This is a genomic window from Actinomadura sp. NPDC048021, assembly GCF_040653135.1.
In the GTDB taxonomy this organism is placed as follows: Bacteria; Actinomycetota; Actinomycetes; order Streptosporangiales; family Streptosporangiaceae; genus Spirillospora; species Spirillospora verrucosospora.
On record NZ_JBEZJQ010000014.1, the window covers coordinates 24,015 to 49,737 of the forward strand.

Consider the following 25,723-nt stretch of genomic DNA (forward strand, 5'->3'; position numbering starts at 1 on the left):
TTGCCGGTGCCGATGATCGAGGCCGAGGACGTGGCCAAGGCCTTCACCGTGCGGACACGCTCGGGCGTCCTGCGGCGGGGGCGCAGGACGGTGCGCGCGGTGGACGGGGTGTCGTTCACGGTGGAGCGGGGCGAGTTCGTCGGCTACCTCGGCCCGAACGGGGCGGGGAAGTCGACGACGATCAAGATGCTGACCGGGATCCTCACCGCGTCGTCGGGCACCCTGCGGGTGTGCGGGCTGGACCCGTCGCGGCGCCGCACGACGCTCGCGCGCCGCATCGGGGTGGTGTTCGGGCAGCGGACGACGCTGTGGTGGGACCTGCCGCTGCGCGCCAGCCTGGCGCTCGTCCGCCGGCTCTACCGGGTCGAGGCGGCCGCGCACCGGGAGCGCCTGGCGGAGCTGACCGCGCTGCTGGAGCTGGAGCCGTTCCTGGACACCCCGGTCCGGCAGCTCAGCCTCGGCCAGCGGATGCGGGGCGACCTCGCGGCGGCGCTGCTGCACGACCCGGAACTGCTCGTCCTGGACGAGCCGACGATCGGCCTGGACGTGGTGAGCAAGGCGACCGTCCGCGGATTCCTGGAACGCGTCAACGCCGAGCGCGGCACCACGGTCCTGCTGACCACGCACGATCTCGGCGACATCGAGCGGCTCTGCCGCCGCGTCCTGATCATCGACCACGGCCGGCTCGCCTACGACGGCGGGCTGGAGGAGCTGCGCCGCACCGTGGACGCCGACCGGCTGCTGGTCGTGGAGCTCGCGCGGCCGGCCCCGCCGATCACGCTGGACGGGATCGAGGCGGAGCGGGTCGAGGGGCCGCGGCAGTGGCTCCGGCTGCCGAACGCGGCGAACGCGGCGGCCGTGGTCGCCGCGCTGGCCCGCGACCACGACATCCGCGACATCTCCCTGCGGGAGGCGGGCATCGAGGACGTCCTCGCCGGCCTCTACCGGGGCGACCACGCGTACTGGTGCTCCGGCCGGCCCGTGGCGCCGTAGCGCAGCGTCACCACGACCCGCCCGGCCTCGGCGAGCGCCGCGAGGTAGCGCTGGGCGGTGGCGCGGGAGATGCCGACCTCGTCGGCGATCTCGGCCGCGGACCGCGGCTCCTCCGCCCGCCGCAATGCGTCGCAGACCAGCCGCGTCGTCACCGGCGACCGGCCCTTGGGCGCGGGCGCGCGGGCGTGCAGCGGCGCGTACAGGGCGCGGACCGCGCCGTCGAGGTCCTCCTGGGACAGCTCGCTCCCGCCCGCGAGGGCGTCCCGGTACCGGGCGTAGGCGGTGAGGCGGTCGTTCAGCGCGGCGGCGGTGAACGGCTTGATCAGGTAGTGCAGGGCGCCGTGCCGGAAGGCCTCGCGCACGGCGCGGGGGTCGGCGGCGGCCGTCGCCATGATGACGTCGGCGTCCAGGTCGGGCAGCAGGGTGAGGCCCGAGGCGTCCGGCAGGTAGACGTCCAGCAGGACGAGGGCGGGCCGCAGCTCGGCGGCCATGGACCTGGCCTGGGTGGCGGAGTGCGCGAGCCCGGCGACGGCGAACCCCCGCAGCGCCGCCACGAACCCGGCGTGGACCTGCGCCACGCGGAAGTCGTCGTCCACCACGAGCACGTCGATCATCGCACCGCCTCCGCGCCCAGCACCCCGGGGAGGCGGGCGACCGCCACGGCCCCGCAGCCGCCGGGACCGCCCGTTCCCGCGTCCACGAACGTCACGTCGCCGCCGCGGGCGCGGGCGGTGCGGCGCGCCAGGCCGAGCCCGAGCCCGCGCGAGCGGCCCGCCGCGGCGTCGCGGGTGGAGACGCCGTCGTCGAACACGGCGTCGCGCAGGCCGTCCGGCAGCCCGTCGCCGGAGTCGGTGACGGTGGCGTGCAGGTCGCGGCCGTCGCCGAGCAGCTCGACCTCGACGCGGGCGGGCCGCCGCGGCCCGAGCCGCGCGGCCTCGACGGCGTTGTCGACGAGGTTGCCGACGACGGTCGTCACGTCGAGAGGGTCCGCGACCCGGCCCGGCACGTAGCTGCCGGCGCCGATGTCGAGCCGGACGCCCTTCTCGGCGGCGACGGCGGACTTGGCCGACAGGAACGCCCGCAGGTAGGGGTCCGAGACGGGGTCGGGCAGGTTGTCGGGCGCCGGGGCGCGGCGCGCGGCGTCCTCCATCAGGGTGCCGACGTAGTCGGCGGCCTCCTCGCTGTGGCCGAGCTGGAGCAGGCCCGCGAGGGTGTGCAGCCGGTTGGCGTACTCGTGGCGCTGCGCGCGGAGGGCGTCGAAGAGGGTGCTGACCGAGTCCAGCTCGCGGGCGAGGGTCTCCAGGTCGGTGCGGTCGCGCAGGGTGATGACGGCGCCGAGGTCGCGGCGGTGCCTGCGGACCTCCCGCCGGTTGACGACCAGGACGCGCTCCCCCGCGGTGACGAACAGGTTCGCGGCGTCGCGGCGTCCCGTGAGGACGTCGCGCAGCGTCCCCTCCGCGGCGAGATCCCCGGCGGGGGCGCCGCGCTTGAGGGCGACGCCGAGCAGCCGGGACGCCTCGTCGTTGCAGACCGCGATCCGGCCCGCGGTGTCGACGGCCACGACGCCCTCGCCGACGCCGTGCAGCACCGCCTCCCGCTCGTGGACGAGCTCCACCAGCTCGTAGGGTTCGAGGCCGAGCGTCTGCCGCTTCAGCCGGCGGCCGATCGCGACCGAGGCGACCACGCCGAGCAGGACGGCGCCCGCGACGAACAGCGACATCTCGCGCAGCACGTGGCCGAGCTCCCGGTCGATGGCGCGGGCGTCGAACCCGACGCTGACCTCGCCGAGGATCCGCCCGTCCGGGCCGTACAGCGGCACCTTGCCGCGCGCGGACAGTCCGAGCGTGCCGCGCTCGACGCGGACGACCTCCCGCCCGGCCAGGGCGTCGGAGGGGTCGGTGCTCACGTGCCTGCCGAGCTCCAGCGGGTTCGGGTGGGACATCCGCAGGCCGCGGTTGTCGGTCACCACGACGAACAGCGCCCCCGTCCGGGCCCGGACGCGTTCGGCGCGGTCCTGCACGAGCCCGGCGCGGTCGCCGGCGGCGACCGCCGACGCGATCCGCGGGTCGGCGGCGACGCTGCGCGCCACCGTGAGGGCCCGCTGGCCGTACTGGTCGCGGAGCCGGCCGTCGAGCATCCAGGCGACCAGCCCGTACCCGAGGACCGCCACCACCACGACCACTCCGACCTGCAGGATCAGCACCTGGCGGGCGAAGGTGATGCGGGGCCGGACGGACATGACGTGCACCGTAGACCATGCCGGCCCGGCCGCCCAGCCCCCGGGCGAGCAGAACGAGCAAAACCCTGCGTATCGCGCTTAACGAGGGGATTCGCGGCTTGCGAGCACATCGCGGGCAAGGGTTCCGGTGACGCGCGCCACATCCGTACGGTGCCGCCGTGTCCACATCAGCATCATCCAAGCGAGACGGGGCCGGGCGACCGGCCGGGCCCGTGATCGAACTGCACGGCGCCACCAAGCGCTTCCGGTCGGCGGGCGGCGTCCACACGGCGGTCAGGGACCTGCACATGGCCGTGGGGCCGGGCGAGTTCGTCGCCGTGGTCGGCCCGACCGGCTGCGGGAAGTCGACCACCCTGTCCCTGGTCTCCGGACTGGAGCCGGCGTCCGCCGGCCGGGTCCTGGTCCACGGCAGGCCCGTGGACGGGATCCCCGACGGGGTCGGCTACATGTTCCAGAACGACGCCGTCCTCCCGTGGCGGTCCGTCCTGGACAACGTCGCGGCGGGGCCCCGCTACCGGGGCGCCTCCAAGCGGGAGGCGCGCGACCGCGCCCGGGACTGGGTCGCGCGGGTCGGCCTCGCCGGCTTCGAGGGCTACTACCCCCACCAGCTGTCGGGCGGGATGCGCAAGCGCGTCGCGCTGGCGCAGACCCTCGTCAACGAGCCGTCCGTGCTGCTCATGGACGAGCCCTTCTCCGCCCTGGACGTCCAGACCCGCGGCCTCATGCAGGACGAGCTGCTGCGCCTGTGGTCGGGGTCCGGCGCCGCCGTCGTGTTCGTCACGCACGACCTGGAGGAGGCGCTCGTGCTGTCCGACCGGGTCGTGGTCATGACCGCGGGCCCCGCGACGATCAAGAGCGTGTTCGAGGTGCCGCTGGAGCGGCCGCGCGACGCCGAGGAGGTCCGGCTCACCGGCGGTTTCCTCGACATCTACCGCGAGGTGTGGGACTCGCTGCGCGAAGAGGTCCAGATCACCCGCGAGAGAGGGGCCGGCCATGCGGCGTGAGACGAGGACGCGCGAGGCGGAGACCGCCCCGGCGGCGGAGACCGCCGACCGGCCCGTGCCCGCTCCGGACGACGCCGTTCCGGAGGACCGGAGCGAGCACGGCGACGTGGCCGCGATCGCGCGGCTGCGCACGGCCGGGCTGCGCCGCACCCTCGGCATCACCGCCGTCCGGGTCGCGCTCGTGGTGGTCTGGCTCGGGTCGTGGGAGCTGGCCGCGCGCAACTGGATCGACCCGTTCTACTACTCGATGCCGTCGAAGATCTGGGAGCGGCTCGTCGACTGGTTCACCGAGGGCACCTCGCAGGGGTCGATCTGGGAGCAGATCTCGGTCACGCTCCAGGAGGCGGTCGCGGGCTTCGCGCTCGGCGCCGCGGGCGGCGTCGTGCTCGGCATCGTGCTCGGCCGGAGCCGGTTCCTGTCGGACGTGTGCGCCCCGTTCATCAAGGCCGTCAACGCGATCCCGCGCATCATCCTGGCCTCGCTGTTCATCATCTGGTTCGGCCTCGGCATGCAGTCCAAGATCGCCACGGCGTTCGTGCTGGTGTTCTTCGCGGTCTTCTTCAACGCCTTCCAGGGCGCCCGCGAGGTCGACCGGAACCTCGTCAACAACGCGCGGATCCTCGGCGCGGGGCGGACGCAGGTGCTGTGGACGATCGTGGTGCCGAGCGCCACCTCGTGGATCCTCGCCTCGCTGCACTCGGCGTTCGGATTCGCCATCATCGGCGCGGTCGTCGGCGAGTACACCGGCGCCGACCGGGGCCTCGGCCTGCTCATCAACCACTCCCAGGGCACCTTCGACGCCGCCGGGATCTACGCCGGAATGATCATCATCACGGTGCTGGCGCTGCTCGCCGAGTACCTGCTCACGCTGCTGGAGGGCCGGCTGCTGCGCTGGCGCCCCGCCGCGTCCGGGCACGACGTCCAGATCTGACCCCGCCCGACCCCGCCCGACCTCGCCCGGCCCCGCCCCCGGGCCTTCCCACCCCCATCGCACGACCAGGAGAACCGCCATGCCCACCACCTCCGTCCGGGCCGGCGCAGCCGCGCTCGCCGCCCTCACCGCCCTGTCGTCCCTGTCCGCCTGCCGCGACTCCCGCGCCGGTTCCGGCTCGGACGGCGGCTCCGGCGGCACGGTCAAAATCATGATCGGCGGCATCGACAAGGTCATCTACCTGCCCGCCAAGCTGACCGAGCAGCTCGGCTACTTCAAGGAGCAGGGCCTGGACGTCCAGCTGCTCACCGAGCCCGCCGGGGCGCAGGCCGAGAACGTGCTCATCTCCGGGGACGTCCAGGGCGTCGTCGGCTTCTACGACCACGCCATCCATCTCCAGACCAAGGGCAAGTGCGTGCAGAGCGTCGTGCAGATGGCGGACGTGCCCGGCGAGGCGGAGATGGTCTCGGCGTCCAAGGCGGGCTCCCTGACCTCCCCGGCCGGGTTCAAGGGCAAGAAGCTCGGCGTGACCAGCCCGGGCTCGTCCACCGACTTCATCACCCGCGCGCTGGCCGTGCGCAACGGCGTCAAGACCTCCGACTACACGACGGTGAAGGCGGGCGCGGGCCAGACCTTCATCGCCACGATGGAGAACGGCGGCATCGACGCCGGCATGACGACCGACCCGACCATCGCCAAGCTCGTCAGCACCGGCAAGGCCAAGGTCATGGTCGAGATGCGCACCGAGGAGGGCACCCGCCGGGCGCTCGGCGGCCTGTACCCGTCCAGCTCGCTCTACATGGACTGCGCGTACGTGAAGTCGCACGGCGAGACCGTGCAGAAGCTCGCCAACGCCTTCGTCAAGACGCTCGGCTGGATCAAGCAGCACAAGCCCGCGGAGATCGCGGCGAAGATGCCGAAGGACTACGCGGGCGGCGATCCGGCGCTGTACGAGAAGGCGATCGGCGACTCGATCAGCATGTTCAACGGGGACGGCGTGATGAAGCCGGACGCCGCCGAGAACGTCCTGAAGGTGCTGGCGCAGTTCTCCCCCGAGGTCGCGGAGAAGAAGGGGCAGATCGACCTGGCCGAGACCTACACCACGCGTTTCGTCAGCAACGCGAAGCAGGGCTGATCGTGCCCGTCTGACCCGAACGGACGCGGTGACGCGGGCCGGGCCTCGCGCGGAGGCCCGGCCCGTCAGCGTCCCATGGCGGAGGAGAAGTCCGCGTCGGCGGGATCCTCCCGTCGCCCCGACCCCCAGCGCCGCGGCGCCCAGGCGGGCATCAGCAGCGCGAATCCCATCATCCCGTACACGCCGGACCCGAGCAGCATGCGCAGGCCGAAGTCCATGTCGCCGGCGGGCGGCACCCTTCCGGGCAGGTCGAGGGCGTGGCCGGGGTCGACCAGGAAGTAGGCGGACGCGCCGAGCAGCGCCAGCGCCGGCACCAGCGAGACCAGCGGCGACGCCCACCGCGCGACGATGACGACGCCCGTCACCAGGCCCACGGCGGCGAGCAGGGCGAACGCGCCGTAGATGCGCGTCCGGTCGGTGATCTCCTGCCCGGTGCCGTCGAAGGACTGCCCGGCCTGGACGTACCCCCAGGCCGCCCCGTACACCAGCGCGGGGGTGAGCAGGACGCCGAGGACGAGGCCGAACGCGTGGCGCACCGCGCATCACATCCATTCGAACGCGCCCGCCGCGGGGCGCGGGGTTCCGGTAGCGCCCCAATCACAACACGCGCGCCGGTGACGCCGCAGGAAATCCGTACCGTTTTATGGTGGTTCGTTTTGAACGCCTTTGGCTGGGCATCGCCGTCTCATTCGATCCGACAGCACGTTGGAGGAAACAATGTCGACCGCGATTTGGGTCGTCGTCGCCCTGGTGGTCGTCGCCGTTCTCGCCGCGGCCGGGTACCTCGCCACGACCCGGTCACGCACGGCGCGGCTCAGGCGGCGGTTCGGTCCCGAGTACGACCGGGTCCTGGAGCGCGAGGGCGGCCGCGCGGCCGCCGAGCGGGAGCTGCGCTCCCGCGAGCAGCGCCACCAGGAGCTGGAGCTGCGCGACCTCGACCCCCGGCGCCGCGAGGAGTACCGCGAGCAGTGGGTCCGCGTCCAGGAACGCTTCGTCGACGCCCCCGAGGCGGCGGTCGAGCAGGCCGACCAGCTCGTCACGGTGGTGATGGGCGAGCGCGGCTACCCCACGCACGGCTTCGAGGAGAAGGTCGCCCACCTGTCGGTCGAGCACGGCCGCACGCTGGACCACTACCGGCGGGCCCACACCATCAGCGGGAAGGCCGCGACCAAGGAGGCCTCCACCGAGGACCTGCGCCAGGCGATGGTCCACTACCGCGCCCTGTTCGAGGAGCTGCTCGCCCCGCACGGCGAGGGCCACCACGGCAAGGGCGAGGAGCACACCCCGGGGAACCCCGCGAAGCACGCCGCTCCGCACGCCGAGCAGCACGCCGCGGAGCGCACCGACGACCACGCCGGCAAGCACGCCGCCGCCCCCGCCGGCCCTGCCGCCGGGCAGCGCGGCGACGACCGAACCATGAGGAGCTGACCCGATGGAGCACAGGCGACCCGAGACCGGAACGCCCGCGGCCGCCGGGCCGCTCACCGGCGAGCGCGCAGGCGCCGCGGGAACGGCGGAACCCGGGACGACCGACGACCGGCACGTCGCCGGACCCGCACCGACCGCCCCCGGCGGGCAGGCGCCCGAGACCGTGCCGGACACGGTCCCGGACCAGGTGCCGGCCCACCGCGGCACGGACCGCGCCAGGACCCCCGTCAGGGACGCGGGCGCGATCAAGACCCCGAGCCAGGAGGCCAACCAGGTCAAGGCGTCCAGCCGGGACACCGACCCGATCGGGACCCCCGTCCAGAACGGCGAGCCCAAGCACGCCGCTCCCCAGCGGCCGGGCGCCGTCCCCGGCGCCCCGGGCACCGCGTCCGGCGGCGTTCAGGAGAAGCTGATCGACCCGGCCGAGGCCGAGCGGTTCCGGGAGCGGTGGCACGAGGTCCAGGCCGCCTTCGTCGACGACCCGGGCGAGTCGGTGCGCAAGGCGGACGGCCTGGCCTCCGAGGCCGTCGACGCCCTCGGGCGCGCGCTGGCCGCGCACCGGCGCTCGCTCACCGCGGCGCTGGACGGCGGCGAGGCCGCCGACACCGAGCGCCTCCGGCTGGCGCTGCGCGGCTACCGCGACCTCATGGACCGCATCTTCGCCGCCTGACGCGGCGAAAAGGGCGCCCCCGCGGAATCGCGGGGGCGCCCTTTTCGCCTTTCGGGATCAGCCGTTCAGGAACCGGTAGACCGCCTCGCGGCCCTGGGTCCCGCGCTCGCGGTTCTGGATGGAGTGGGAGGCGCCCTTCACCACGACGAGCGTGCCGCGCGGGGCGTAGCGCAGTTCTTCGCGCGCCCACTCCAGCGGCGTGGACAGGTCGCGGTCGCCGTTCACCAGCAGGACCGGGACCGACAGCCCGGCGCGGCGCGGTTCGGCCGTGTGCCGCGCCCACGGCCAGTGCAGGCACTCCTGGACGAACCCGCCGCCGACCGCCGTGTCCGCGGTGAACGGCCAGGTCGCCCGGGCCGGCAGGTGCCTGCGCGCCCGCTCCAGCGCGGCCTTCCGCACGCCCGGCGGCGTCTCGGACGTCCCCCACGGGAACCGGCCGTCCCCGCAGATCGTCGCGATGTGCAGGCCCGAGCTGTACTCGGCCGGGTCCTCGCCGCCGGAGTCGAGCGCCCGGAGCAGGCGGTCCAGGTGCGCGGCGTCGCCGTGGCGGGCGTCGTGGACCGCCGAGACGACGTCCCCCAGCCCGCCAAGGGCGCCGGCGTCCCGGTAGGTGGGGTCGAGGAACTCGTAGGTCACCAGCATGTCCCAGATCCGCACGGCGTCCTGGCGGTGCCGTGCGAGCCAGGCCAGGTCGCGGGCGGGGTCGAAGCCGCAGGCGGGCGCGGCGGCGCAGGCCTCGCGCAGGACGCGCGCGGTGGCCCGCAGCCCGGTGAGGTAGAGCATGTCGTCGCCCTGCGGGTCGACGAACGGGAGCACCGAGTCGAGGACGAGCTTTCTGACGCCGGCCGGATGGGACGCGGCGTAGGCGGCGCCGGTCATGGTCCCGTAGGACACGCCGTCCACGGTCCAGCTCCGCACGCCGAGCGCGCGGCGCAGCAGGTCGAGGTCGCCGACCGTCTGCTCGGTGGTGAAGTAGTGCCGCCGGCCGCCGAGGACGCCGGCGCACTCCCTCACCGCGCCGGGCGTGGGCGGCTCGATGTCACTGCCGCCCACCTGCGCCTGGAGCCGCGGGCAGTCGACGGCGCCGAACTCCCCCGTGCCGCGCTGGTCGATCATGACGAACCGGTAGTTCCTCGCCAGCTCCGGCAGGCGCTTGGAGATGCCGGAGACGAAGGGAACGCCGGGCTGCCCCGGGCCACCGGTCAGGAACATCAGGACGCCCTTGGGCGCGCGCGCCTCGTCCGCCGCCGCGACCTGGAGCCTCAGGGTCCGGCCGCCCGCGGGGTGGCGGTGGTCGAGGGGCACGGTCAGGAACGAGCAGGTGAAGCCGGGCTGCCCGGCGCAGGGCCTGGAGTCGGTCAGCCGGGGCGCGGCCGGCCGGGCGGGGGGCGCTTGGGGTGCCGCGGACGCCGTCGCCCCGCCCGCTCCGAGGAGCGCGAGGGTGAGGGCTAACACCGCTGAGCAACGTGGTCGCATGGGGGGATCCTCCCTCCGGACTCCCGCGCTCGCCGGGATGTCGCCGGATCCGGTCATGTCGCCGCCCGCCACCCGGCGCCGCGCCCCGGCGGCTCTCGTCAGGACGGCGGCGAGGGTGAATACTGAATCCCGTTCGGTAAATCCGTGAGCGGAGGACCCAGGTGTCCGAGAACTTCTCGATGACCATCGACGGCCGGGCCGTGACGGCGCCCGGCGCCTTCGGCGTGATCGATCCGGCGACCGGCGAGGTCGCCGAGCAGGCCCCCGACGCGTCCCGGGAGCAGCTCGACGCGGCGATGGCCGCGGCGCAGGCCGCCTACGCCGGGTGGCGCCGCGACGAGGCCGCGCGCCGCGAGGCGCTGCTCGCCGCGGCCGAGGTCATGTTCGCCAGGTCCGAGGAGATCGGCCGGATCCTCACGCTGGAGCAGGGCAAGCCCCTGGCCGACGCGACCATGGAGGTCGTCGGCGCGGGCGTGTGGCTGAAGTACTTCGCCGGCCTGGAGATGCCCCGCGAGGTCATCCAGGACGACGCCGGCGCGCGGGTGGAGGTCGTGCGCCGCCCGATGGGCGTGGTCGCCGCGATCACCCCGTGGAACTACCCGCTGCTCCTGGCCGTCTGGAAGCTCGCCCCGGCGCTGCTCGCGGGCAACACGATGGTCCTCAAGCCGTCCCCCTTCACGCCGCTGTCGAGCCTGAAGCTCGGCGAGGTGCTGCGCGACGTCCTGCCGCCCGGCGTGCTGAACGTCGTCACCGGCGGCGACGAGCTCGGCGCCTGGATGACCGGCCACGAGGTGCCCCGCAAGATCAGTTTCACCGGCAGCGTCGCGACCGGCAAGCGCGTCGCGGCCGCGGCGGCGCCCGACCTGAAGCGCGTCACGCTGGAGCTCGGCGGCAACGACCCGGCGATCCTGCTCGACGACGCCGACCCGGCCGCGGTCGCCGACCGGCTGTTCGGCGCCGCGTTCCAGAACAACGGCCAGGTCTGCTCGGCGATCAAGCGCGTGTACGTCCCGGAGGCCCTCTACGGGGACGTGGTGGACGCGCTCGCCGAGCGGGCGAAGGCCGCACGGGTCGGCAACGGGATGGACGAGGGCGTCCAGTACGGGCCGATCAACAACCGGCCGCAGTACGAGCGGGTCGGCGAGCTGGTCGCCGACGCGCTCGCGGGCGGCGCCCGCGCGGCGGCGGGCGGCGGGCCGATCGACGGGCCCGGCTACTTCTTCGAGCCGACGATCCTCGCCGACGTCTCCGACGGCGCCCGGATCGTGGACGAGGAGCAGTTCGGCCCCGCACTGCCGGTCATCAAGTACACCGACCTGGAGGACGCCGTCGCGCGCGCCAACGGCACCCACTTCGGGCTGTCCGGATCGGTGTGGGGAACCGACGCCGACCGGGCCGCCGAGGTCGCCGGGCGGCTGGAGTGCGGCACCGCGTGGGTCAACACCCACCTGGCCCTCGCCCCCCACCAGCCGTTCGGCGGCTTCAAGTGGAGCGGCGTCGGCGTGGAGAACGGCCCGTGGGGCCTGTACGGGTTCACCGAGCTCCAGGTGATCCACCGCTCGAAGGGCTGAGCGCCCCGGGCGGGGCCCGGCGGCCGGGCCCCGCCCGGCGTGGCACACTTTCCGGACGGGGAGCGTGGATCACCGCACCGACCCTGGAGGACCCGGATGCACACCTGGGACGTCATGCGGCAGGACGACCTCGGCAACGTCTTCCGCGTCGCGGCGCACGACTCCCGCATCTCCGCGCTGGCCCAGGCCATGGTCCTGGAGAGCGGCGTCCGGCACCGGCAGATGTACTGGGTGGACGGCCCGCCCGGCCCCGCCGTGCGCACCAACCGCGACCTGTACCTGGTGTTCCTCCATCTCGGGCAGGAGGCGAGGGCGGCCTCGTGGTCGCTGTCGGCGTTCCTGCGCTCGCTGTGGAAGGTCGGCGCCGTGCTCGCCGACCAGGCGCGGCTGGAGCCCGACGACGTGGCGGCGATGTTCGCGGCGGCCGCCGTCACGCCGCCCGCCTCCTTCGACCCCGCCTGGAGCGGCAAGGACCTGTCGCTGCCCGGAGACGAGCCGGAGGGGTACGCCGACTGGGAGCGCGTCCTGCTCTCCCAGATCGCCGATCTGGAGGACTTCCTGGCCGCTCCTCCGGGCCCGCAGGCCCGGTTCGGCGTGGAGGCCCCCCGCCCTCCGGGTTCTGGGGCCCGCGCCACCCCGGCCCGCTGGTACAACTTCGACCCGGCGACCTACCTCGAGTGCGCCGTGGCGGGCAGCCTCGGCGGATGGGACGCGGCCGACGGCGCCCGCGTGCCGCTGCCGGCCGGCCCCGGCGAGCCGCCGGCGCGCTCCTACGTCCGCGCGCTCACCACGATGAGCTGGAGCGATCTGGCCCGCATCGCGGTCTGCGGGCAGATGTACGAGTAGCCCGCCCTGTCGCCCCCGCGTGGTAGGACTGGCCTCATGAGCGAGCGGCCGGTCGAGTTCGGCGACCGGGGCGGCTGGTGCCTGGCGAGGGGCCGCCCCCACCCGGCGCTGCGCCCGTTCCTGCGCTCCTACGACGGCTACTGGGAGACGGAGTCCGTGCCGTCCCGGATGCGGACCCTGCCCACCCGCACCACCGTGGTGATCCTCAACCTGGGCCCGCCGCTCCACCTGGAGGTCCCCGACCCGGGGGTGCGCGAGCGCGCGTACGGGTCGTTCGTCGCGGGGATGCACGACGGCCACGGCATGTACCTCAGCCCAGGCGGGCAGCGCGGCATCCAGCTCGACGTGACCCCGCTCGGCGCCTACACGCTGCTCGGCGTCCCGATGGCGCGGCTCACCAACGCCGCCGCCGAGCTGCCCGACCTGCTGGGCCGGGAGGCGCGGACGCTGGTCGAGCGGCTCGCCGACGCGCGCACCTGGGGCGCCCGGTTCGCCGTCCTGGACGCCTTCCTGCTGCGCCGCCTCGACGCCGGTCCCGTCCCCGACCGGGAGGTGGCCCGGGCGTGGCGGCTGCTGGACGGGGACCCCTCCCTGCCGGTCGCCGACCTCGCCGCCGACGTCGGCTGGAGCCGCAAGCACCTCACCCACCGGTTCCGGGAGCAGGCCGGGCTGCCGCCCAAGGTGATGGCGCGGGTGCTGCGCTTCCAGCGCGCCGTCGGGCTGCTCCGAGGCGGCGCCGGGCCCGCCGAGGCCGCGTTCGCGTGCGGCTACTACGACCAGGCCCATCTCAACCGCGACTTTCGCGCCCTGGCGGGCTGCACGCCCACCGAACTGGTCGGCGGCCCGCCGGAGCCGCGGAGCGTCTCCGCGCCGGCCGGGGCCTCCGCCTGAGCCGGCCGGGGTCAGCTCTGGTGGACGCCGCCGCCCAGGTTCATCACGATGACGCCGAGCACGATGATGACGGCGCCGGCGATGGTCAGCGGTCTGACCGGCTCGTCGAACAGCACGACGCCGCCCGCGAACGCGCCGATCGTGCCGAGCGCGGACCAGATGGCGTAGACGGGCCCGACGTTCAGCGACGTCAGCGCCCTGGCCATGAGGACGAAGGAGATCAGGTACCCGGCCACCACGATCAGCGAGGGCCCCAGCCGGGTGAAGCCTTCGGAGGCGCGCATCGCCAGCGTCGCCGTGACCTCGAAGGCGATCGCGAGGCCGAGCAGGACGAAGGGCATCAGCGGGCCTCGCCGTGCTCGGCGGCGATCGCCTCGAAGACCTTCATGTCCGCCGCGAACGGCGAGCCGGGGCGGGGCCAGTGCAGCGCGATCTCGGTGATGCCGAGTTCGGCGTAGCGGCCGGCCAGGTCGGCGAACGCGCCGGTCGACTCCAGCCAGGGCTCCTCGTTGAAGCCGGTCAGCAGGACGAGGTCGTCGAGGCGGCGGCCCTCGGCGTCGCACGCGGCGCGCAGGGCCTCCAGCCGGGAGCGGACGATGCCGTACGGCTCGTCCCCCTCGCCGTGGGCGCTGGTCACCCAGCCCGTGCCGTACCGGGCGGCGAGCCGCATCCCGCGCGGCCCGTCCCCCGCGATGACGAACGGCACGCGGGGGCGCTGGACGCAGCCGGGCTCCTGCACGACCTCGCGCGCGGTGTAGTACTCCCCGGCGAACGAGGTCTCGGGGCCGGTCAGCAGGCGGTCCAGCAGTTCCACCCACTCGGCGAAGCGGGAGGCGCGCTCGCCCGGGCTCCAGTCGTCGCCGAGGATCCCGGCGTCGGACGCGCGGCGCGTGCCGCCCGCCCCGACGCCGACGGTCAGGCGCCCGCCGCTCACGTGGTCGATCGTCTTGATCGCGTGCGCGGTCGGCACGGGATGCCGGAAGTTCGGCGAGGTCACCAGCGTGCCGATCCGGACGCGGGAGGTGACCGCCGCGGCGGCGGCGAGCGTGGTGTAGGCGTCGTACCAGGGCGTCGTGCCGCGCCAGGCGATGTGGTCGTACACCCACGCGTGCCGGAACCCGAGGTCCTCGGCACGCCGCCACGGCTCCCCGGCCTCCGGCCAGGACAGCATGGGCCACATCACGGCGCCGATCCTCGGTGCGGTCACCGGCTCCTCCGTTCTCTCCGGCGCCCCCCGCGGAACGCCAACACCAATAGATACATGCCATCGCCGCGGTTCACGCACCGGACCGCGCAAGCCACCGGTGCAGGGCCCACCACCAGTTCGCGGTCCGGGAGACCGCCGCGCCCGCACCGGGGTCGAGCAGGGGCCGCCCGGCCAGCTCCTGGAAGCGGCGGATCCGGTACTTCACGGTGTTCCCGTGGACGTGCAGCGCCGCGGCCGTCGGCTCGATCCGGCCGCCGTGGTCGAGGTAGGCCAGCGCGGTCTCGGCCAGTTCCCGGTGGAACGGCTCGGCGGGGTCGAGGCCCGGCAGCAGCGCGCCGGCGAGCAGGCCGCCGAGTTCCGGCTCGGCCTCGGTGGCGGTGAGCAGCGCGAGGTCGGCCAGCTCCCGCATCCCGGTGAGCCCGGCGGCGGCGCCCGCGCGCAGCGCCCGCCGTCCGAGCGCGTACATCGGCGCGACCTCGCCGGGACGGGCGGGCGGGGCGGCCACCAGCAGCGGGCCGGAAGGCCCGGCGACCGGGTCCCGCGGTCCGGGCAGCCGGGCGACGAGGGCCGCGAGCCGCCCGTCGACGAGCCCGCACAGGCTCGGCCCGCCGGCGGTGAGCGCCGCCTCCAGCCGTCCCGCCACGGCGGGGTCGCTGACGTCGGAGACCACGCAGTGGTAGGCGGCGCGGGCGTCGAGCGGGGCGAGCACGGGGACGGACTCGCCGTGCAGCAGCTGCCGGAGCATCTGGAGGCGCCCCTCGCGGACGGTCCGCGCCATCTCCAGCTCGGCGACCCGGTGCGCGTGGACCATCCGCTGCACCAGCGCGGTGGTGATCTCGTCGATGCGGGTCACGCCGTCCAGCAGCGCCGCGTCCGGGACGCCCCTGCGGCGGCCGTCGGCGACGAGGGCCCGGACGAGGTGGGCGCGGCCCGCCTGGAAGCCGTCCAGGAACGCCGCGACGGGCACGCCCTGCCGGGCCCGGTCCGAGCCGAGCCGCTCCGCCGCCGCGAGCGCCTCCTCGCTCGGCTCGCCGTCCTCCAGCGCGGTGAGCACGCCGTGCACCAGGGCGCGGGTGTGCCGCCTGGTCTCCTCCTCCGGCAGCGCCGCCACCAGCTCCGACCGGCCGCGGGCGGCGCGGACCGTCGCCTCCAGCAGCACCGGATCGTCGGTGTGCTCGATCAGCAACCGCAGGAACCGGTCGCCTGCGCTGGGCTCCATCCCTCCATTGTGCGGCCCGGTTGTCCGTTCCGGACAACCGGGCGTGCGGGCGTTGGGCGCCGCCGGTCTAGCCGGGAGGGCCGGCCATGGTGTTCGGTGGTCGGGAGACGAGCCAAGGAGTGCGCGATGTCCGACGAGGAAGAGTTCCTGGAGAAGCTGCCGACCGACCTGATCTTCCGGCTGCCGCCCACCTTCGACGACGTCGCGGACGAGCGCCGGCACCGCAAGGAGAGGCTCGCCGCCGCGCTGCGCGTCTTCGGCAAGTTCGGCTTCGAGGAGGGCGTGGCCGGGCACATCACCGCCCGCGACCCGGAGCGCACCGACCATTTCTGGGTGAACCCGTTCGGCATGTCGTTCAAGCACATCCGGGTCAGCGACCTGATCCTGGTGAACCACGAGGGCAAGGTCGTCGAGGGGCGCTACCCGGTCAACGAGGCGGCGTTCGCGATCCACTCGCAGGTGCACCAGGCGCGCCCGGACGTGGTGGCGGCCGCGCACAGCCACTCCACCCACGGGCGGGCGATCTCCGCTCTCGGGCAGAAGCTGGAGCCCATCACGCAGGACGTGTGCGCGTTCTACCAGGACCACGGCCTGTTCGACGACTACACCGGCGTCGTCACCGACCTGGAGGAGGGCAAGCGCATCGCCGCCGCCCTCGGCGGCCACAAGGCCGTCATCCTGCGCAACCACGGCCTGCTCACCGTCGGCGACACCGTGGACGCCGCCGCGTGGTGGTTCATCACGATGGAGCGCTCCTGCCAGGTGCAGCTGCTGGCCAAGGCGGCGGGGCAGGTCGTCCCGATCGAGCACGACAACGCCGTCCTGACCCACGAGCAGATCGGCAACGACCTGGTCGGCTGGATCAACTACCAGCCCCTCTACGACCAGATCACCCGCGAGCAGCCCGACCTGTTCGAGTAGGCGGCCCCTCCCCCGGCCCCGGCCCCGGCGCGCTCGGCGGCGCCGGGGCCTTCGCGTCCGCCGGCCGCGCCCGCGGGTCGTGGTGGGCGAGCAGGACGCGGGCGATGCGCTCCAGGGCGGCCCGGTCGTCCGGGGTGAGCGGCGCCAGCAGCTCGTCGTCCAGCCCGGCCGCGCGGCGGGTGACCTCGTCCAGCTCGGCGCGGCCCTCGGCGGTCGGCTCGACCACGTAGCGGCGGCGGTCGGCCGGGTCGCGCTCGCGGCGGACGAGCCCGGCCTCCTCCAGCCGGCCCACGACCTCGACGAGGTCGCTCGGGTCGATGCGCAGCCGGACGGCCAGGTCGCGCTGCGAGGCGGGCGCGGCGTCGTCCAGCGCGGACAGGACGGCGAAGTGCCAGAGGCCGAGGCCGTGCTCGTCCAACATGCGGCCCATCCGCGCCCGTCCGGCCCGCCCGACCTGGGCGAGCACGAACGCGGTGATCCCGAGCAGGCGGGGCGGCAGGGGCCCGGCGGTCTCGTCCATCCGCCTATTGTAGGGTTTCCCCAATCATTGGTGAGCACCCACGATTGGGGACGGCATGGACGCGCTGTATCCGCGCCTTCTGGTGGACGACTTCCGAGCCTGCGCGGCCTTCTACGAGGCGGCGCTGCGCGCGCTGCTCGGGATCGAGCCGGTCAAGCTGATCCCGGAGGCCGAGTACGCGAACTGGGACCTGCGGGGCGAGGCCGCGCTGGTCGTGATGGGGCGCGCGCGGATGGCCGAGGCCGTCGGCACCGCGGACCTGCCCGCGCCGTCCGGGCAGGACGGCTCGATGCTGGTGCTGCGCGTGGACGACGTCGGCGCGGCGGCCGGGACGCTCCGCGGGCTCGGCGCCGTCCAGGTCGCCGGGCCGCGGGACCGCCCCGAGTGGGGGCCGGGGCTGCGCACCGCCCATCTGCGCGACCCCGGCGGGAACCTGCTGGAGCTCCAGTCCTACTGAGCGGGCTCCTCGGCGGGCTCGGTGAGCGGGAGCAGGACCTGGAACCGGGTGTCGCCGGGCAGCGACTCCACCCGGATGTCGCCGCCGTGCCGGCCCGCGACGATGCGCCAGGAGATGTCGAGGCCGAGCCCCGTGCCCTGCCCCACCGGCTTGGTGGTGAAGAACGGCGTGAAGATGCGGTCGAGGTCCTCCTCGGGGATGCCGATCCCCGTGTCGGCGATCTCCACCAGCGCGTAGTCGTCCTCGCGGGCGGTGCGGATCGTCAGCGTGCCGCTGCCCTGCATCGCCTGCAGCGCGTTGACGATCAGGTTGGTCCACACCTGGTTCAGCTCGGCCGCGTAGACCGGGACGGGCGGCAAGGTCTCGTCGTAGACGGTCTTGACCGTCACGCCGTCGCCGAACTTGCGCTTGAGCATGGTGAGCGTGCTGTCCAGCAGCTCGCGCAGGTCGGTGCGCCGGTAGGGCGCGCGGTCGAGCTGGGAGTACTGCCGGGCCGAGTCCAGCAGCGCGGTGATGCGGCCCATCGCCTCGGAGATCTCCGCCTGGAGCTGGGTCACCTCCATCACCTCGGCCAGCCAGCGGATCGCGGCGGGCAGGTGGCCGCCCGCCGCCCGCTCGACCTCCTCGGCCTGCTCGATGCCGATCCCGGCGGCCACCAGGCCCGGCGCGAGGTCCCAGGCGTCCTCGACGCCGTGCTCCTCCAGCCAGTCGCCGAGCTCGTCCTCGGCGTCGCTGACCTCCAGCGGGCTGCGTCGCCCGCCGGGCGCGGCCGGCAGCGCCGGGCGCAGCGACACCAGCGCGCTCAGATGGGTGCAGTCGACGCCCTGCGCGGCGAGGTCGGCGAGGCTCTTCTGCGCGCCGATCAGCCGGTCGCCGAGCTCGGCGCTGGCCCGCGCCGCGGCGGCGGCCGGGTTGTTCAGCTCGTGGGTGAGGCCCGCGGTGATGGTGCCGAGCGCGGTGAGGCGCTCGCGCTGGTCGACGACCCGCCGCGCGTTGGTCATCCCGAAGAAGACGCCCTCCAGCAGGTGCGTGGCCATCGGGAACCACTTGCGGACCATCTTGGCGAACTTGTACGCCGGCAGCACGAAGACCCGTGTGGGGCGCGTCGCGCGCAGCGAGTGCTGGTACCTCTGCTCGATCTTGTCGCCCAGGTACGCCTGCACCGCCCCGCCGTAGGTGCCGGGCCGGTCGGTCCGGCTGACCTGCGCCACGTGGCCCCGGACGTTCTGGGTCATCACCATCTCGCCGTCGAGCAGCACGTAGAGGAACTCCGCGGCGTCGCCCTGGGCGCAGATGATCCCGTCCCGCGGGTAGTCCGCGACCGTCCCGCAGGCCGACAGCCAGCCGAGCTTCTCGTCGTCGAGGTCCTCGAAGAGGAACAGCTCCCGCAGCTGCTCCGGTGACGCGGTGTTCATGCCTGCTCCAGGTAACGGTGGACCAACGCGACGGCCATCGCGCCGTCGCCGACCGCGGACGCCACCCGCTTCATCGACTCCGCGCGGACGTCGCCCGCCGCGAACACCCCGGGGACGCTGGTCTCCAGGTGGTAGGGCTGGCGGGCGAGCGGCCACCCGGCGGGGCGGCGGCCCCCGCCGACGAGGTCGGGCCCGGTCAGGACGTATCCGCGCGCGTCGCGCTCGACGAAGCCGTCCAGCCACTGCGTGCCCGGCTCCGCGCCGATGAACACGAACAGCCAGTGCGCGTCGATGGTCTTCTTCCCGCCCGGCCACGCGAACGTGAGGCGTTCCAGCCGGTCGGCGCCCTCCGCCGCGCACACCGTCTTGCCGGTGTGCACCTCGATGTTGGGCGTCGCCGCGATCTGCTCGACCAGGTAGTGCGACATCGACTTCTCCAGGCCCTCGGCCCGGACGATGATGTGCACCTTCCTGGCGTACTTGGCCAGGTGCACGGCCGCCTGGCCCGCGGAGTTGGCGCCGCCGACGACGGCGACCTCCTCGTCCGCGCAGGACGGCGCCTCGGTGAGCGCGGCGCCGTAGTACACGCCGCGCCCGACGAAGTCGTCCACGCCCTGCGCGTTGAGGCGCCGGTAGGAGACGCCGGTGGCGAGGATGACGGCGTGCGCGGCGATCTCCGTCCCGTCCGACAGCCGCGCCACCCGGGCCGTGCCCCGCGCCTCCAGGGAGGTGACCTCGCCGGCCTGCAGCAGCTCGGCGCCGAACCGGTCGGCCTGGCGGCGGGCCCGGTCGGCGAGCTGCGCGCCGCTCACCCCGTCGGGGAAGCCGAGGTAGTTCTCGATGCGGGAGCTCTGCCCGGCCTGGCCGCCGAGGGCGCGGCGCTCCACGACCACCGTCCTCAGGCCCTCGGACGCCCCGTACACGGCCGCGCCGAGGCCGGACGGGCCGCCGCCGACGACGATCAGGTCGTAGAAGCCGGTGGACGGGGTGCTCGGCAGGCCGACCGCGGCGGCCAGCTCGGCGTCGGACGGGGCCGACAGCGTCTTTCCGTCCGCGGTGACGATCAGCGGCAGCTCCGGGCACGCCGCCGCCGTGACCAGCTGGGCGCCCTCGGGGTCGCCGTCCATCAGCCAGGTGTAGGGCACCTGGTGGCGGGCCAGGAAGTCGCGGACCTCGTAGCAGCGGGACGACCAGCGGTGCCCCACCACCCGCAGCTCGCCCGGCGGGCGCCGGTCGACGCGCGCCCAGGCGTCGAGCTGCTCGTCGATCACCGGGTAGAACTTCTCCTCCGGCGGGTTCCACGGCTTCAGCATGTAGTGGTCGAGGTCGACGTCGTTGATAGCGCGGATCGCCGCGTCGGTGTCGGCGTAGGCGGTGAGCAGGATCCGGCGCGCGAACGGGAACAGGTCCATGGCGCGTTCCAGGAACTCCACGCCGTCCATCCCGGGCATCCGGTAGTCGGCGAGCAGCACGGCCGTGTCGTCGCCGCGCAGCCGCAGTTCGCCCAGCGCCTCCAGCGCCTGCCCGCCCGACTCGGCGCGCACGATCCGGTACCCCTCGGCGTACCGGCGGCGCAGGTCCCGCGCCACGGCCCGGGACACGCCCGGGTCGTCGTCGACCGTCAGCAGCACTGGTTTGGACAACATGTCCCCCTCGTTCCGACACAACCCCGTACGAAAGCCTACGTGGATCCGGCGCCTGGCGCGCGGGCCCCGCACCGCCGATCGGGGCCCCGCCGCCCCGCCGCCGCCGCGACATCGGTCATGATCGGCACATGGACCTGCGCGTTGCTCTGATCGGATACGGCACCGGCGGCTCGGTGTTCCACGCCCCGCTGATCTCGTCCGTCCCGGGGATGCGGCTGGCCGCGGTCGTCACCGGCGCCCCGGAGCGGCAGCGGGCCGTGCGCGAGCGGTACCCGGAGGCCGAGGTCCTCGACAGCGTGGACCGGCTGTGGGGGGCCTCGGGCGCCTGCGACCTGGTGGTGGTCACCGCCCCCAACCGGCAGCACGTGCCGCTGGCCCGGACGGCGCTGACCTCGGGCCTGCCCGTCGTCGTGGACAAGCCCGTCGCGGCCACCTCGGCCGACGCCCGCTCCCTCGCCGCGCTGAGCGCCGTCCGGGGCCTGCCGGTCTTCCCCTTCCACAACCGCCGCTGGGACGGCGACTTCCAGACGGTGCGGCGGCTGGCCTCCTCCGGCGCCCTCGGCGACGTCCGGCGCCTGGAGTCCCGCTTCGAGCGCTGGCGGCCGCAGGTCAGGGAGAGCTGGAAGGAGAGCGCCGACCCCCGCGACGCGGGCGGCATCCTGTTCGACCTCGGCTCCCACCTCGTCGACCAGGCCATCGCGCTGCTCGGCCCCCCGGACCGGGTCTACGCCGAGATCGACACCCGCCGCCCCGGAGCCACGGCCGCCGACGACGTGTTCGTGGCCCTGACCCACCCGGGCGGCGCCCGGTCGCACCTCTGGATGAGCGCCACCGCGGCCAGCCCCGGGCCGCGCTTCCGGGTCCTCGGCAGCGACGCGGCGTACGCGGTCTCGGGCATGGACGTCCAGGAGGAGCAGCTCCGCGCGGGCCTCACCCCCAAGGACCCCGGCTACGGCATCGCTCCGCCCGGGTCCAGCGGCATGCTCGGCGTCCCCGGGCACGAGGCGCCGGAGCCCACGGCCGCCGGGGCCTACCACGACTTCTACGCCGGCGTCCTGCGCACCCTGCGGGACGGCGCGCCGCCCCCGGTCACGCTCGCCGAGGCGATCACCGGGCTGGAGGTCATCGAGGCCGCCGCCCGCTCCGCCCGCGAGTCCGCCGTCGTCGAACCCGGCGACCGGTGAGAAGCCGGGGAGGGGCGCGGACCCGTCAGAGCACGGAGACGTGGACGTGGTCGAAGTGGTTCTGGGTGACGCTGCCGCGGTCCTCCATCTGGCTCCAGCCGCCGCTGCCGCGCATGTCGTAGATGCGCTGCTTCCAGATGACGTACTTGATGCCGAGGCGGGACGCGTTGTCGATCACGTACTGGGCGACCCGGTCGCCGTGCGCCTGGGCGGACGCGCTCGGCATCCTGCCGCCGGTGCTCTCCATGAAGTCGCATGCCCGGCCCGAGCCGTGGTCCTGCGGGTCGCCGGGCCGCGCGCAGCCGATGGTGGGGAAGGCGCCGAACTTCCCGTCGATCTCCAGCAGCACGGTGCGCATCCGCGCGGTCATGGAGTTGCCGACGATCGGGGACTTCGCGCCGCTCGCCCCGTCCGGGCGGCCGCCGCCGGCGGGGGCGGTGGTGCGGGTCGTCTCCGGCTTGTACTTGGCGAGGAGCTTCTTGACGCGGGCGCGCTGGCCCTCCAGGTCGTCGATCTCCTTCTTGACCGCGTCCAGCTTCTTCCTGGCCGTCGCCTGCGACTGGACCGCCTTGGCGCTCAGCGTCTCCAGGTTCTGGATGCGGCGGCCGTTGTTGCGCGTGATGTGCTCGATCACGGCGGCGTCGCGGACGGCGGCGCCCGGCTCGGCCGAGGAGATCATCGGGATCACGTCGAGGCGGCCGGTCATGTAGGTGGTGGACGCCAGGCGGGCGATGTCGACGCGGGCGGCGTCGTACTCGCGGCCGGCCCGGGTCGCGTCCGCGCCCGCGCGCTCGGCGGCCTTCTTCGCCTCTTCGAGGGAGACCAGCTCGCCCCGGTACTCCTTGGAGAGCTTCTCCGAGCGCGCCTTGAGCTTGGCGTACTCCTTCTTCAGGTCCTTCGGCTGCTGCGGGAGAGCCGCCGCGCTGCCCGAAACCGGCGGCAGCGCCGCCGAGACGCCCGCCGCGAGCGCCAGCGCCGCCAGGCGCTTCGCCGTTCCTCGCCCGCGCGGGGGGCGGGGAGTCCTGCCGGGGGGATCGAGGGCCGCCACAGATCTCTCCTAGATAACAAAGCTCAAGATTGGCGGCACATTACCACAATCGCCCTATTTACCTCACAAGCTTCACAAAACACACACCGTCACGCGCGGACTACCGGACGGCGCCGCGCCGGGAGGCCGAGGGCCGGACCACCCGGTGCGGTCCGGCCCCTCCCCCGGGCACGCCGGGCGGACCCAGCGCCCCCCGTCACGGCCCGACGAGCTCCTCCCAGCGCGGCACCCGCGGCGACGACAGCAGCCGCAGCCCGGCCTCGGCGAGCGTCCGGTCGCCCTTGCGGTTGTTGCACCTGCCGCACGCCAGGACGGTGTTCTCCCAGGTGTCCGCGCCGCCGCGGGACTGCGGGTGGACGTGGTCGATCGTGTTGCCGCGCTTCCCGCAGTAGCAGCAGCGGCCCCCGTCGCGCAGATACACGCCGCGCTTGGTCCAGGGCGGGCGCCTGCCGTGCCTCCAGCGCATCGCGACGTAGCGGACGAGCCGCAGGACCCGCGGAACCGGGAAGCGGCCGAAGGTGCGGCCCTCCTCCGCCTCCTCGACCACGGCCACCTCGCGCACCAGCATGCGGATGGCGTGCCGCAGATCGACCCTCTGCATGGGTTCGTACGACGCGTTCAGGACGAGCACGTTCACCGCGTCACCTCCCTGGCCCGTGCCGCTCCCCCGCCAGGATTCGAACCTGGATATCCGCATTAACAGTGCGGCGTTCTGCCGTTGAACTACGAGGAAATGCTTCGGCAATTCTCCGCCTTCCGGGCATTTCCCGGAAGACCTCCCTGAGAATGCCCAGCGGCGGGCCGCGGGGGCAACGTGTTTTCCGGTCAGCGACCGGAGGCGGGGAGGTCGGACACGGCCGCCTGGTACTCCAGGGACTCGCGCTCCAGCCGGAAGCCGAGCTCCTCGTTCACGGCGAGCATGTGAGCGTTGTCGCCGGAATTGTCCGTTTCGATCTCCCGCACGCCGGGGCACTCCTCCCCCAGCCAGCGCAGCATCGCCGCCTTCACCCAGATGCCGAGCCGCCTGCCGCGGTGCTCGGGCAGCACCGCCGTGTCGTACTGCGCCGCGCGCCCGGCGCACCCGGCCGGCACCACGACCTCGGTGAACCCGGCGATGACGCCTCCCGACAGCGCCGCGACCGTGTAGAGGTCGTCGCCGCGCTTGGCGACGATCTCGGCCATCTCGCGGACGCGGTGCGCGTCCCAGGGCGTCCCCTCGTACTCGGCGAAGTCGGCCATGGCGTGCTTGGCGCGGGCGAGGGCGTCGGCGTGCTCGTCCGGCACCACGCCCCGCCAGCGCGCGAGCCGGTACCCGGCGGGCGCCGCGGCCAGCAGCCGCGCCACGCGCTCGGCGGGCACGTCGTCCAGCCGCAGCAACATGCCGCGCAGGGTCAGCACGCACTCGAAGCCGTGCGACTCCAGGAACGGGACGGCCGGGGTGCCCGCGAGGACCTGCGCGATCACGCTGGAGCGGCCGTCGGCGCGCAGACCCTCCGCGGCCGCGGCGAGGAGCCGGGCGCCGAGGCCGCGGCGCCGGTACTCGGGGCGGACCTGGATGTCGACCTCGCCGGGACGATCGGCGCCCGGCTCGCCGGGCAGCCGGAGCGCCGCCACCGCGGCCAGGGGCGCCTCCGCCCCGGGTCCGCCGGCGACCGCCGCCCACAGCCGCTGCCGCGCGGCGGTCTCCGCGCCGAGCAGCAGCCGCGCCGTGCGCTCCGGGTCGGGCGCGGGTTCGCCGTCCGGTTCGGCGGCGTGAACGGCGGCCAGCACCGAGTGCCACCCCCGGATCTGCGCGTCCGTCGGATCATCGAGCGCGATGACGTCCATCCGACTTTTGTACCTGATCCCCGCGCGCCGTGACCGGGACCTGGGACAACCCAAGGTTTCGGACATACGGGAACCCCGTTCAGCGGTCCCGCGAGAACGCCTCCAGGATGCGCTCGGCGGCCAGCGCGGGCGTCAGCGTCCCCTCCGCGACGTCCCGCTCCAGGCCGGGTGCGGCCTCCCGGACGCCGGGGTGCCCGCGCAGGTCGGACAGCAGCCGGTCGCGGACCAGGGCCCACATCCAGCCCACCTGCTGGCGGCGCCGCCGGGCCTCCAGCTCGCCGGACTCACGGAGCCGGTCCTGGTGCCGGACGATGGCGTCCCACACCTCGTCCAGCCCGGTCCCCTCCTTGGCGCTGCACGTCAGGACCGGGGTGGCGCGGACGCGCTCGTCGCTGCGCAGCAGCCGCAGCGCGCCCGCCAGTTCGCGGGCGGCGCGCTCGGCCTCTGTCCTGTGCTCGCCGTCGGCCTTGTTCACCGCGATGACGTCGGCCAGCTCCAGGACGCCCTTCTTGATCCCCTGGAGCTGGTCGCCGGTGCGGGCGAGGGTGAGGAACAGGAAGGAGTCGACCATCTCGGCGACGGCCGTCTCGGACTGCCCGACGCCGACCGTCTCGACCAGGACGACGTCGTACCCGGCGGCCTCCATGACCACCATCGCCTCGCGGGTGGCCTTCGCGACGCCCCCGAGCGTCCCGGCGGTGGGCGAGGGGCGGATGAACGCGGACGGGTCGGTGGCGAGGCGGTGCATGCGGGTCTTGTCGCCGAGGATGCTGCCGCCCGTCCGGGTGGAGGACGGGTCCACGGCGAGGACCGCGACTTTCCCGCCCTCCCCCGTCAGCCGGGTGCCGAGCGCGTCGATGAACGTGGACTTGCCGACCCCGGGCACGCCGGTGATCCCGACGCGGCGGGCGCCCCCGGCGTGCGGGGTCAGCTCGACCAGCAGTTTCTGCGCCAGCTCCCGGTGGTCCGGGCGGGCCGACTCCACGAGCGTGATCGCCCGCGCGATCCACGCCCGCGACCCGTCCAGCACCCCGGCCGCGTAGTCGTCGAGGCCCGGCGCGCTCACGGCGCGCCCCCTTCTCCCGTCACTTCCGC

At 74.4% G+C, this 25,723-nt stretch carries 26 protein-coding genes and 1 tRNA gene; 12 read left to right on the forward strand and 15 right to left on the reverse strand.

Annotated elements, in window-relative coordinates:
• Nucleotides 1-12 precede the first annotated feature (12 nt).
• Nucleotides 13-993, forward strand: coding sequence for an ATP-binding cassette domain-containing protein (locus AB0C87_RS23365; protein ID WP_345176355.1), 981 nt, complete (start codon nt 13-15; stop codon nt 991-993).
• Here AB0C87_RS23365 and AB0C87_RS23370 read toward each other — a convergent pair.
• Together AB0C87_RS23370 and AB0C87_RS23375 are read right to left on the reverse strand one after the other, a co-directional pair.
• Complete coding sequence (locus AB0C87_RS23370; protein WP_360579463.1) at nt 942-1,607, reverse strand: response regulator; 666 nt, start codon at nt 1,605-1,607, stop codon at nt 942-944. The two genes, AB0C87_RS23365 and AB0C87_RS23370, sit on opposite strands and share 52 nt — an antisense overlap.
• Nucleotides 1,604-3,232, reverse strand: coding sequence for a sensor histidine kinase (locus AB0C87_RS23375; RefSeq protein WP_345176004.1), 1,629 nt, complete (start codon nt 3,230-3,232; stop codon nt 1,604-1,606). The genes AB0C87_RS23370 and AB0C87_RS23375 overlap by 4 nt, the downstream gene beginning before the upstream one ends.
• Before the next feature lie 212 nt (nt 3,233-3,444).
• Here AB0C87_RS23375 and AB0C87_RS23380 point away from each other — a divergent pair, with 212 nt between their 5' ends.
• The 3 genes from AB0C87_RS23380 (at nt 3,445) to AB0C87_RS23390 (ending at nt 6,302) form a co-directional block, all read left to right on the forward strand.
• Nucleotides 3,445-4,236, forward strand: a complete 792-nt coding sequence (locus AB0C87_RS23380; RefSeq protein ID WP_345176006.1) for an ABC transporter ATP-binding protein — start codon at nt 3,445-3,447, stop codon at nt 4,234-4,236.
• Nucleotides 4,226-5,167 (forward strand): ABC transporter permease, encoded by a 942-nt coding sequence (locus AB0C87_RS23385; RefSeq protein WP_345176009.1) that lies wholly within the window; start codon nt 4,226-4,228, stop codon nt 5,165-5,167. The genes AB0C87_RS23380 and AB0C87_RS23385 overlap by 11 nt, the downstream gene beginning before the upstream one ends.
• 79 nt (nt 5,168-5,246) lie before the next feature.
• Nucleotides 5,247-6,302, forward strand: coding sequence for an ABC transporter substrate-binding protein (locus AB0C87_RS23390; RefSeq protein ID WP_345176010.1), 1,056 nt, complete (start codon nt 5,247-5,249; stop codon nt 6,300-6,302).
• A 65-nt stretch (nt 6,303-6,367) separates the two neighbouring features.
• Here AB0C87_RS23390 and AB0C87_RS23395 read toward each other — a convergent pair whose 3' ends face one another.
• A complete protein-coding gene (locus tag AB0C87_RS23395) occupies nt 6,368-6,838 on the reverse strand; it encodes a hypothetical protein (protein WP_345176012.1) in 471 nt (156 codons plus the stop codon).
• Nucleotides 6,839-7,019: 181 nt separating this feature from the next.
• Here AB0C87_RS23395 and AB0C87_RS23400 point away from each other — a divergent pair, with 181 nt between their 5' ends.
• Together AB0C87_RS23400 and AB0C87_RS23405 are read left to right on the forward strand one after the other, a co-directional pair.
• A complete protein-coding gene (locus AB0C87_RS23400) occupies nt 7,020-7,730 on the forward strand; it encodes a hypothetical protein (protein ID WP_345176014.1) in 711 nt (236 codons plus the stop codon).
• 4 nt (nt 7,731-7,734) lie between these two features.
• Nucleotides 7,735-8,400 carry a hypothetical protein gene (locus tag AB0C87_RS23405; protein ID WP_345176015.1) on the forward strand — a complete coding sequence of 222 codons (666 nt, stop codon included), beginning with the start codon at nt 7,735-7,737 and terminating at the stop codon, nt 8,398-8,400.
• Nucleotides 8,401-8,457: 57 nt separating this feature from the next.
• Here the strand turns inward: AB0C87_RS23405 and AB0C87_RS23410 are convergent, their stop codons facing one another.
• Complete coding sequence (locus AB0C87_RS23410; RefSeq protein WP_360579467.1) at nt 8,458-9,876, reverse strand: alpha/beta fold hydrolase; 1,419 nt, start codon at nt 9,874-9,876, stop codon at nt 8,458-8,460.
• A gap of 161 nt (nt 9,877-10,037) precedes the next feature.
• On the opposite strand from AB0C87_RS23410, the gene AB0C87_RS23415 reads away from it, so the two are divergent.
• From AB0C87_RS23415 to AB0C87_RS23425, 3 genes are all read left to right on the forward strand, one after another.
• Nucleotides 10,038-11,447 (forward strand): aldehyde dehydrogenase family protein, encoded by a 1,410-nt coding sequence (locus tag AB0C87_RS23415; RefSeq protein ID WP_360579469.1) that lies wholly within the window; start codon nt 10,038-10,040, stop codon nt 11,445-11,447.
• 96 nt (nt 11,448-11,543) lie between these two features.
• Entirely contained in the window at nt 11,544-12,293 is a 750-nt protein-coding gene (locus AB0C87_RS23420) for a hypothetical protein (RefSeq protein ID WP_345176023.1), read from the forward strand.
• A 36-nt stretch (nt 12,294-12,329) separates the two neighbouring features.
• The gene (locus AB0C87_RS23425) at nt 12,330-13,184 is read left to right on the forward strand and encodes an AraC family transcriptional regulator (RefSeq protein ID WP_360579471.1); all 855 of its coding nucleotides are present in this window, start codon (nt 12,330-12,332) and stop codon (nt 13,182-13,184) included.
• Nucleotides 13,185-13,195: 11 nt separating this feature from the next.
• Here the strand turns inward: AB0C87_RS23425 and AB0C87_RS23430 are convergent, their stop codons facing one another.
• The 3 genes from AB0C87_RS23430 to AB0C87_RS23440 all read right to left on the reverse strand — a co-directional run bounded on the left by AB0C87_RS23430 (nt 13,196) and on the right by AB0C87_RS23440 (nt 15,610).
• Complete coding sequence (locus AB0C87_RS23430) at nt 13,196-13,525, reverse strand: multidrug efflux SMR transporter (protein WP_345176028.1); 330 nt, start codon at nt 13,523-13,525, stop codon at nt 13,196-13,198.
• Complete coding sequence (locus tag AB0C87_RS23435; RefSeq protein ID WP_345176031.1) at nt 13,525-14,391, reverse strand: LLM class flavin-dependent oxidoreductase; 867 nt, start codon at nt 14,389-14,391, stop codon at nt 13,525-13,527. Before AB0C87_RS23435 ends, AB0C87_RS23430 begins: the two co-directional genes overlap by 1 nt.
• A gap of 70 nt (nt 14,392-14,461) precedes the next feature.
• Nucleotides 14,462-15,610, reverse strand: coding sequence for a helix-turn-helix domain-containing protein (locus AB0C87_RS23440; RefSeq protein ID WP_345176032.1), 1,149 nt, complete (start codon nt 15,608-15,610; stop codon nt 14,462-14,464).
• A gap of 126 nt (nt 15,611-15,736) precedes the next feature.
• Here AB0C87_RS23440 and AB0C87_RS23445 point away from each other — a divergent pair, with 126 nt between their 5' ends.
• Nucleotides 15,737-16,531 carry a class II aldolase/adducin family protein gene (locus tag AB0C87_RS23445; protein WP_345176034.1) on the forward strand — a complete coding sequence of 265 codons (795 nt, stop codon included), beginning with the start codon at nt 15,737-15,739 and terminating at the stop codon, nt 16,529-16,531.
• On the opposite strand, the gene AB0C87_RS23450 is transcribed toward AB0C87_RS23445, so the two are convergent.
• Nucleotides 16,500-17,051 (reverse strand): MarR family transcriptional regulator, encoded by a 552-nt coding sequence (locus tag AB0C87_RS23450; RefSeq protein ID WP_345176037.1) that lies wholly within the window; start codon nt 17,049-17,051, stop codon nt 16,500-16,502. The two genes, AB0C87_RS23445 and AB0C87_RS23450, sit on opposite strands and share 32 nt — an antisense overlap.
• A 55-nt stretch (nt 17,052-17,106) precedes the next feature.
• Between AB0C87_RS23450 and AB0C87_RS23455 the strand changes: the two genes are divergently transcribed.
• Nucleotides 17,107-17,508, forward strand: coding sequence for a VOC family protein (locus AB0C87_RS23455; protein WP_345176041.1), 402 nt, complete (start codon nt 17,107-17,109; stop codon nt 17,506-17,508).
• Here the strand turns inward: AB0C87_RS23455 and AB0C87_RS23460 are convergent.
• Both AB0C87_RS23460 and AB0C87_RS23465 read right to left on the reverse strand, forming a co-directional pair.
• Nucleotides 17,502-18,923 carry an ATP-binding protein gene (locus AB0C87_RS23460; RefSeq protein WP_345176043.1) on the reverse strand — a complete coding sequence of 474 codons (1,422 nt, stop codon included), beginning with the start codon at nt 18,921-18,923 and terminating at the stop codon, nt 17,502-17,504. The genes AB0C87_RS23455 and AB0C87_RS23460 overlap by 7 nt on opposite strands.
• On the reverse strand, nt 18,920-20,569 hold the full coding sequence (locus AB0C87_RS23465) for an FAD-dependent oxidoreductase (RefSeq protein ID WP_345176045.1): 1,650 nt from the start codon (nt 20,567-20,569) through the stop codon (nt 18,920-18,922). The genes AB0C87_RS23460 and AB0C87_RS23465 overlap by 4 nt, the downstream gene beginning before the upstream one ends.
• A 128-nt stretch (nt 20,570-20,697) precedes the next feature.
• Between AB0C87_RS23465 and AB0C87_RS23470 the strand changes: the two genes are divergently transcribed.
• Complete coding sequence (locus AB0C87_RS23470; RefSeq protein WP_345176048.1) at nt 20,698-21,753, forward strand: Gfo/Idh/MocA family oxidoreductase; 1,056 nt, start codon at nt 20,698-20,700, stop codon at nt 21,751-21,753.
• 25 nt (nt 21,754-21,778) lie between these two features.
• Here AB0C87_RS23470 and AB0C87_RS23475 read toward each other — a convergent pair whose 3' ends face one another.
• The 5 genes from AB0C87_RS23475 to meaB all read right to left on the reverse strand — a co-directional run bounded on the left by AB0C87_RS23475 (nt 21,779) and on the right by meaB (nt 25,694).
• Nucleotides 21,779-22,801 (reverse strand): hypothetical protein, encoded by a 1,023-nt coding sequence (locus AB0C87_RS23475; protein ID WP_345176050.1) that lies wholly within the window; start codon nt 22,799-22,801, stop codon nt 21,779-21,781.
• Nucleotides 22,802-22,997: 196 nt separating this feature from the next.
• Nucleotides 22,998-23,438 carry an HNH endonuclease gene (locus tag AB0C87_RS23480; RefSeq protein WP_345176053.1) on the reverse strand — a complete coding sequence of 147 codons (441 nt, stop codon included), beginning with the start codon at nt 23,436-23,438 and terminating at the stop codon, nt 22,998-23,000.
• Nucleotides 23,439-23,463: 25 nt separating this feature from the next.
• Nucleotides 23,464-23,534: transfer RNA gene (locus AB0C87_RS23485), tRNA-Asn, on the reverse strand.
• A 92-nt stretch (nt 23,535-23,626) separates the two neighbouring features.
• A complete protein-coding gene (locus AB0C87_RS23490; RefSeq protein ID WP_360579474.1) occupies nt 23,627-24,628 on the reverse strand; it encodes a GNAT family N-acetyltransferase in 1,002 nt (333 codons plus the stop codon).
• A 79-nt stretch (nt 24,629-24,707) separates the two neighbouring features.
• Complete coding sequence (gene meaB / locus AB0C87_RS23495) at nt 24,708-25,694, reverse strand: methylmalonyl Co-A mutase-associated GTPase MeaB (RefSeq protein ID WP_360579476.1); 987 nt, start codon at nt 25,692-25,694, stop codon at nt 24,708-24,710.
• Between the last annotated feature and the right edge of the window lie 29 nt (nt 25,695-25,723).

What these genes read in the sequence shown, in the direction of transcription:
- AB0C87_RS23425 (WP_360579471.1), top strand. Translation starts at nt 12,330, where the DNA reads ATGAGCGAGCGGCCGGTCGAGTTCGGCGACCGGGGCGGCTGGTGCCTG.
- AB0C87_RS23430 (WP_345176028.1), bottom strand. Translation starts at nt 13,525, where the DNA reads ATGCCCTTCGTCCTGCTCGGCCTCGCGATCGCCTTCGAGGTCACGGCG.
- AB0C87_RS23385 (WP_345176009.1), top strand. Translation starts at nt 4,226, where the DNA reads ATGCGGCGTGAGACGAGGACGCGCGAGGCGGAGACCGCCCCGGCGGCG.
- AB0C87_RS23405 (WP_345176015.1), top strand. Translation starts at nt 7,735, where the DNA reads ATGGAGCACAGGCGACCCGAGACCGGAACGCCCGCGGCCGCCGGGCCG.
- AB0C87_RS23490 (WP_360579474.1), bottom strand. Translation starts at nt 24,628, where the DNA reads ATGGACGTCATCGCGCTCGATGATCCGACGGACGCGCAGATCCGGGGG.
- AB0C87_RS23370 (WP_360579463.1), bottom strand. Translation starts at nt 1,607, where the DNA reads ATGATCGACGTGCTCGTGGTGGACGACGACTTCCGCGTGGCGCAGGTC.
- AB0C87_RS23465 (WP_345176045.1), bottom strand. Translation starts at nt 20,569, where the DNA reads ATGTTGTCCAAACCAGTGCTGCTGACGGTCGACGACGACCCGGGCGTG.
- AB0C87_RS23440 (WP_345176032.1), bottom strand. Translation starts at nt 15,610, where the DNA reads ATGGAGCCCAGCGCAGGCGACCGGTTCCTGCGGTTGCTGATCGAGCAC.
- AB0C87_RS23455 (WP_345176041.1), top strand. Translation starts at nt 17,107, where the DNA reads ATGGACGCGCTGTATCCGCGCCTTCTGGTGGACGACTTCCGAGCCTGC.
- AB0C87_RS23445 (WP_345176034.1), top strand. Translation starts at nt 15,737, where the DNA reads ATGTCCGACGAGGAAGAGTTCCTGGAGAAGCTGCCGACCGACCTGATC.
- AB0C87_RS23390 (WP_345176010.1), top strand. Translation starts at nt 5,247, where the DNA reads ATGCCCACCACCTCCGTCCGGGCCGGCGCAGCCGCGCTCGCCGCCCTC.
- AB0C87_RS23365 (WP_345176355.1), top strand. Translation starts at nt 13, where the DNA reads ATGATCGAGGCCGAGGACGTGGCCAAGGCCTTCACCGTGCGGACACGC.
- AB0C87_RS23375 (WP_345176004.1), bottom strand. Translation starts at nt 3,232, where the DNA reads ATGTCCGTCCGGCCCCGCATCACCTTCGCCCGCCAGGTGCTGATCCTG.
- AB0C87_RS23450 (WP_345176037.1), bottom strand. Translation starts at nt 17,051, where the DNA reads ATGGACGAGACCGCCGGGCCCCTGCCGCCCCGCCTGCTCGGGATCACC.
- AB0C87_RS23470 (WP_345176048.1), top strand. Translation starts at nt 20,698, where the DNA reads ATGGACCTGCGCGTTGCTCTGATCGGATACGGCACCGGCGGCTCGGTG.
- AB0C87_RS23420 (WP_345176023.1), top strand. Translation starts at nt 11,544, where the DNA reads ATGCACACCTGGGACGTCATGCGGCAGGACGACCTCGGCAACGTCTTC.
- AB0C87_RS23410 (WP_360579467.1), bottom strand. Translation starts at nt 9,876, where the DNA reads ATGCGACCACGTTGCTCAGCGGTGTTAGCCCTCACCCTCGCGCTCCTC.
- AB0C87_RS23400 (WP_345176014.1), top strand. Translation starts at nt 7,020, where the DNA reads ATGTCGACCGCGATTTGGGTCGTCGTCGCCCTGGTGGTCGTCGCCGTT.
- AB0C87_RS23460 (WP_345176043.1), bottom strand. Translation starts at nt 18,923, where the DNA reads ATGAACACCGCGTCACCGGAGCAGCTGCGGGAGCTGTTCCTCTTCGAG.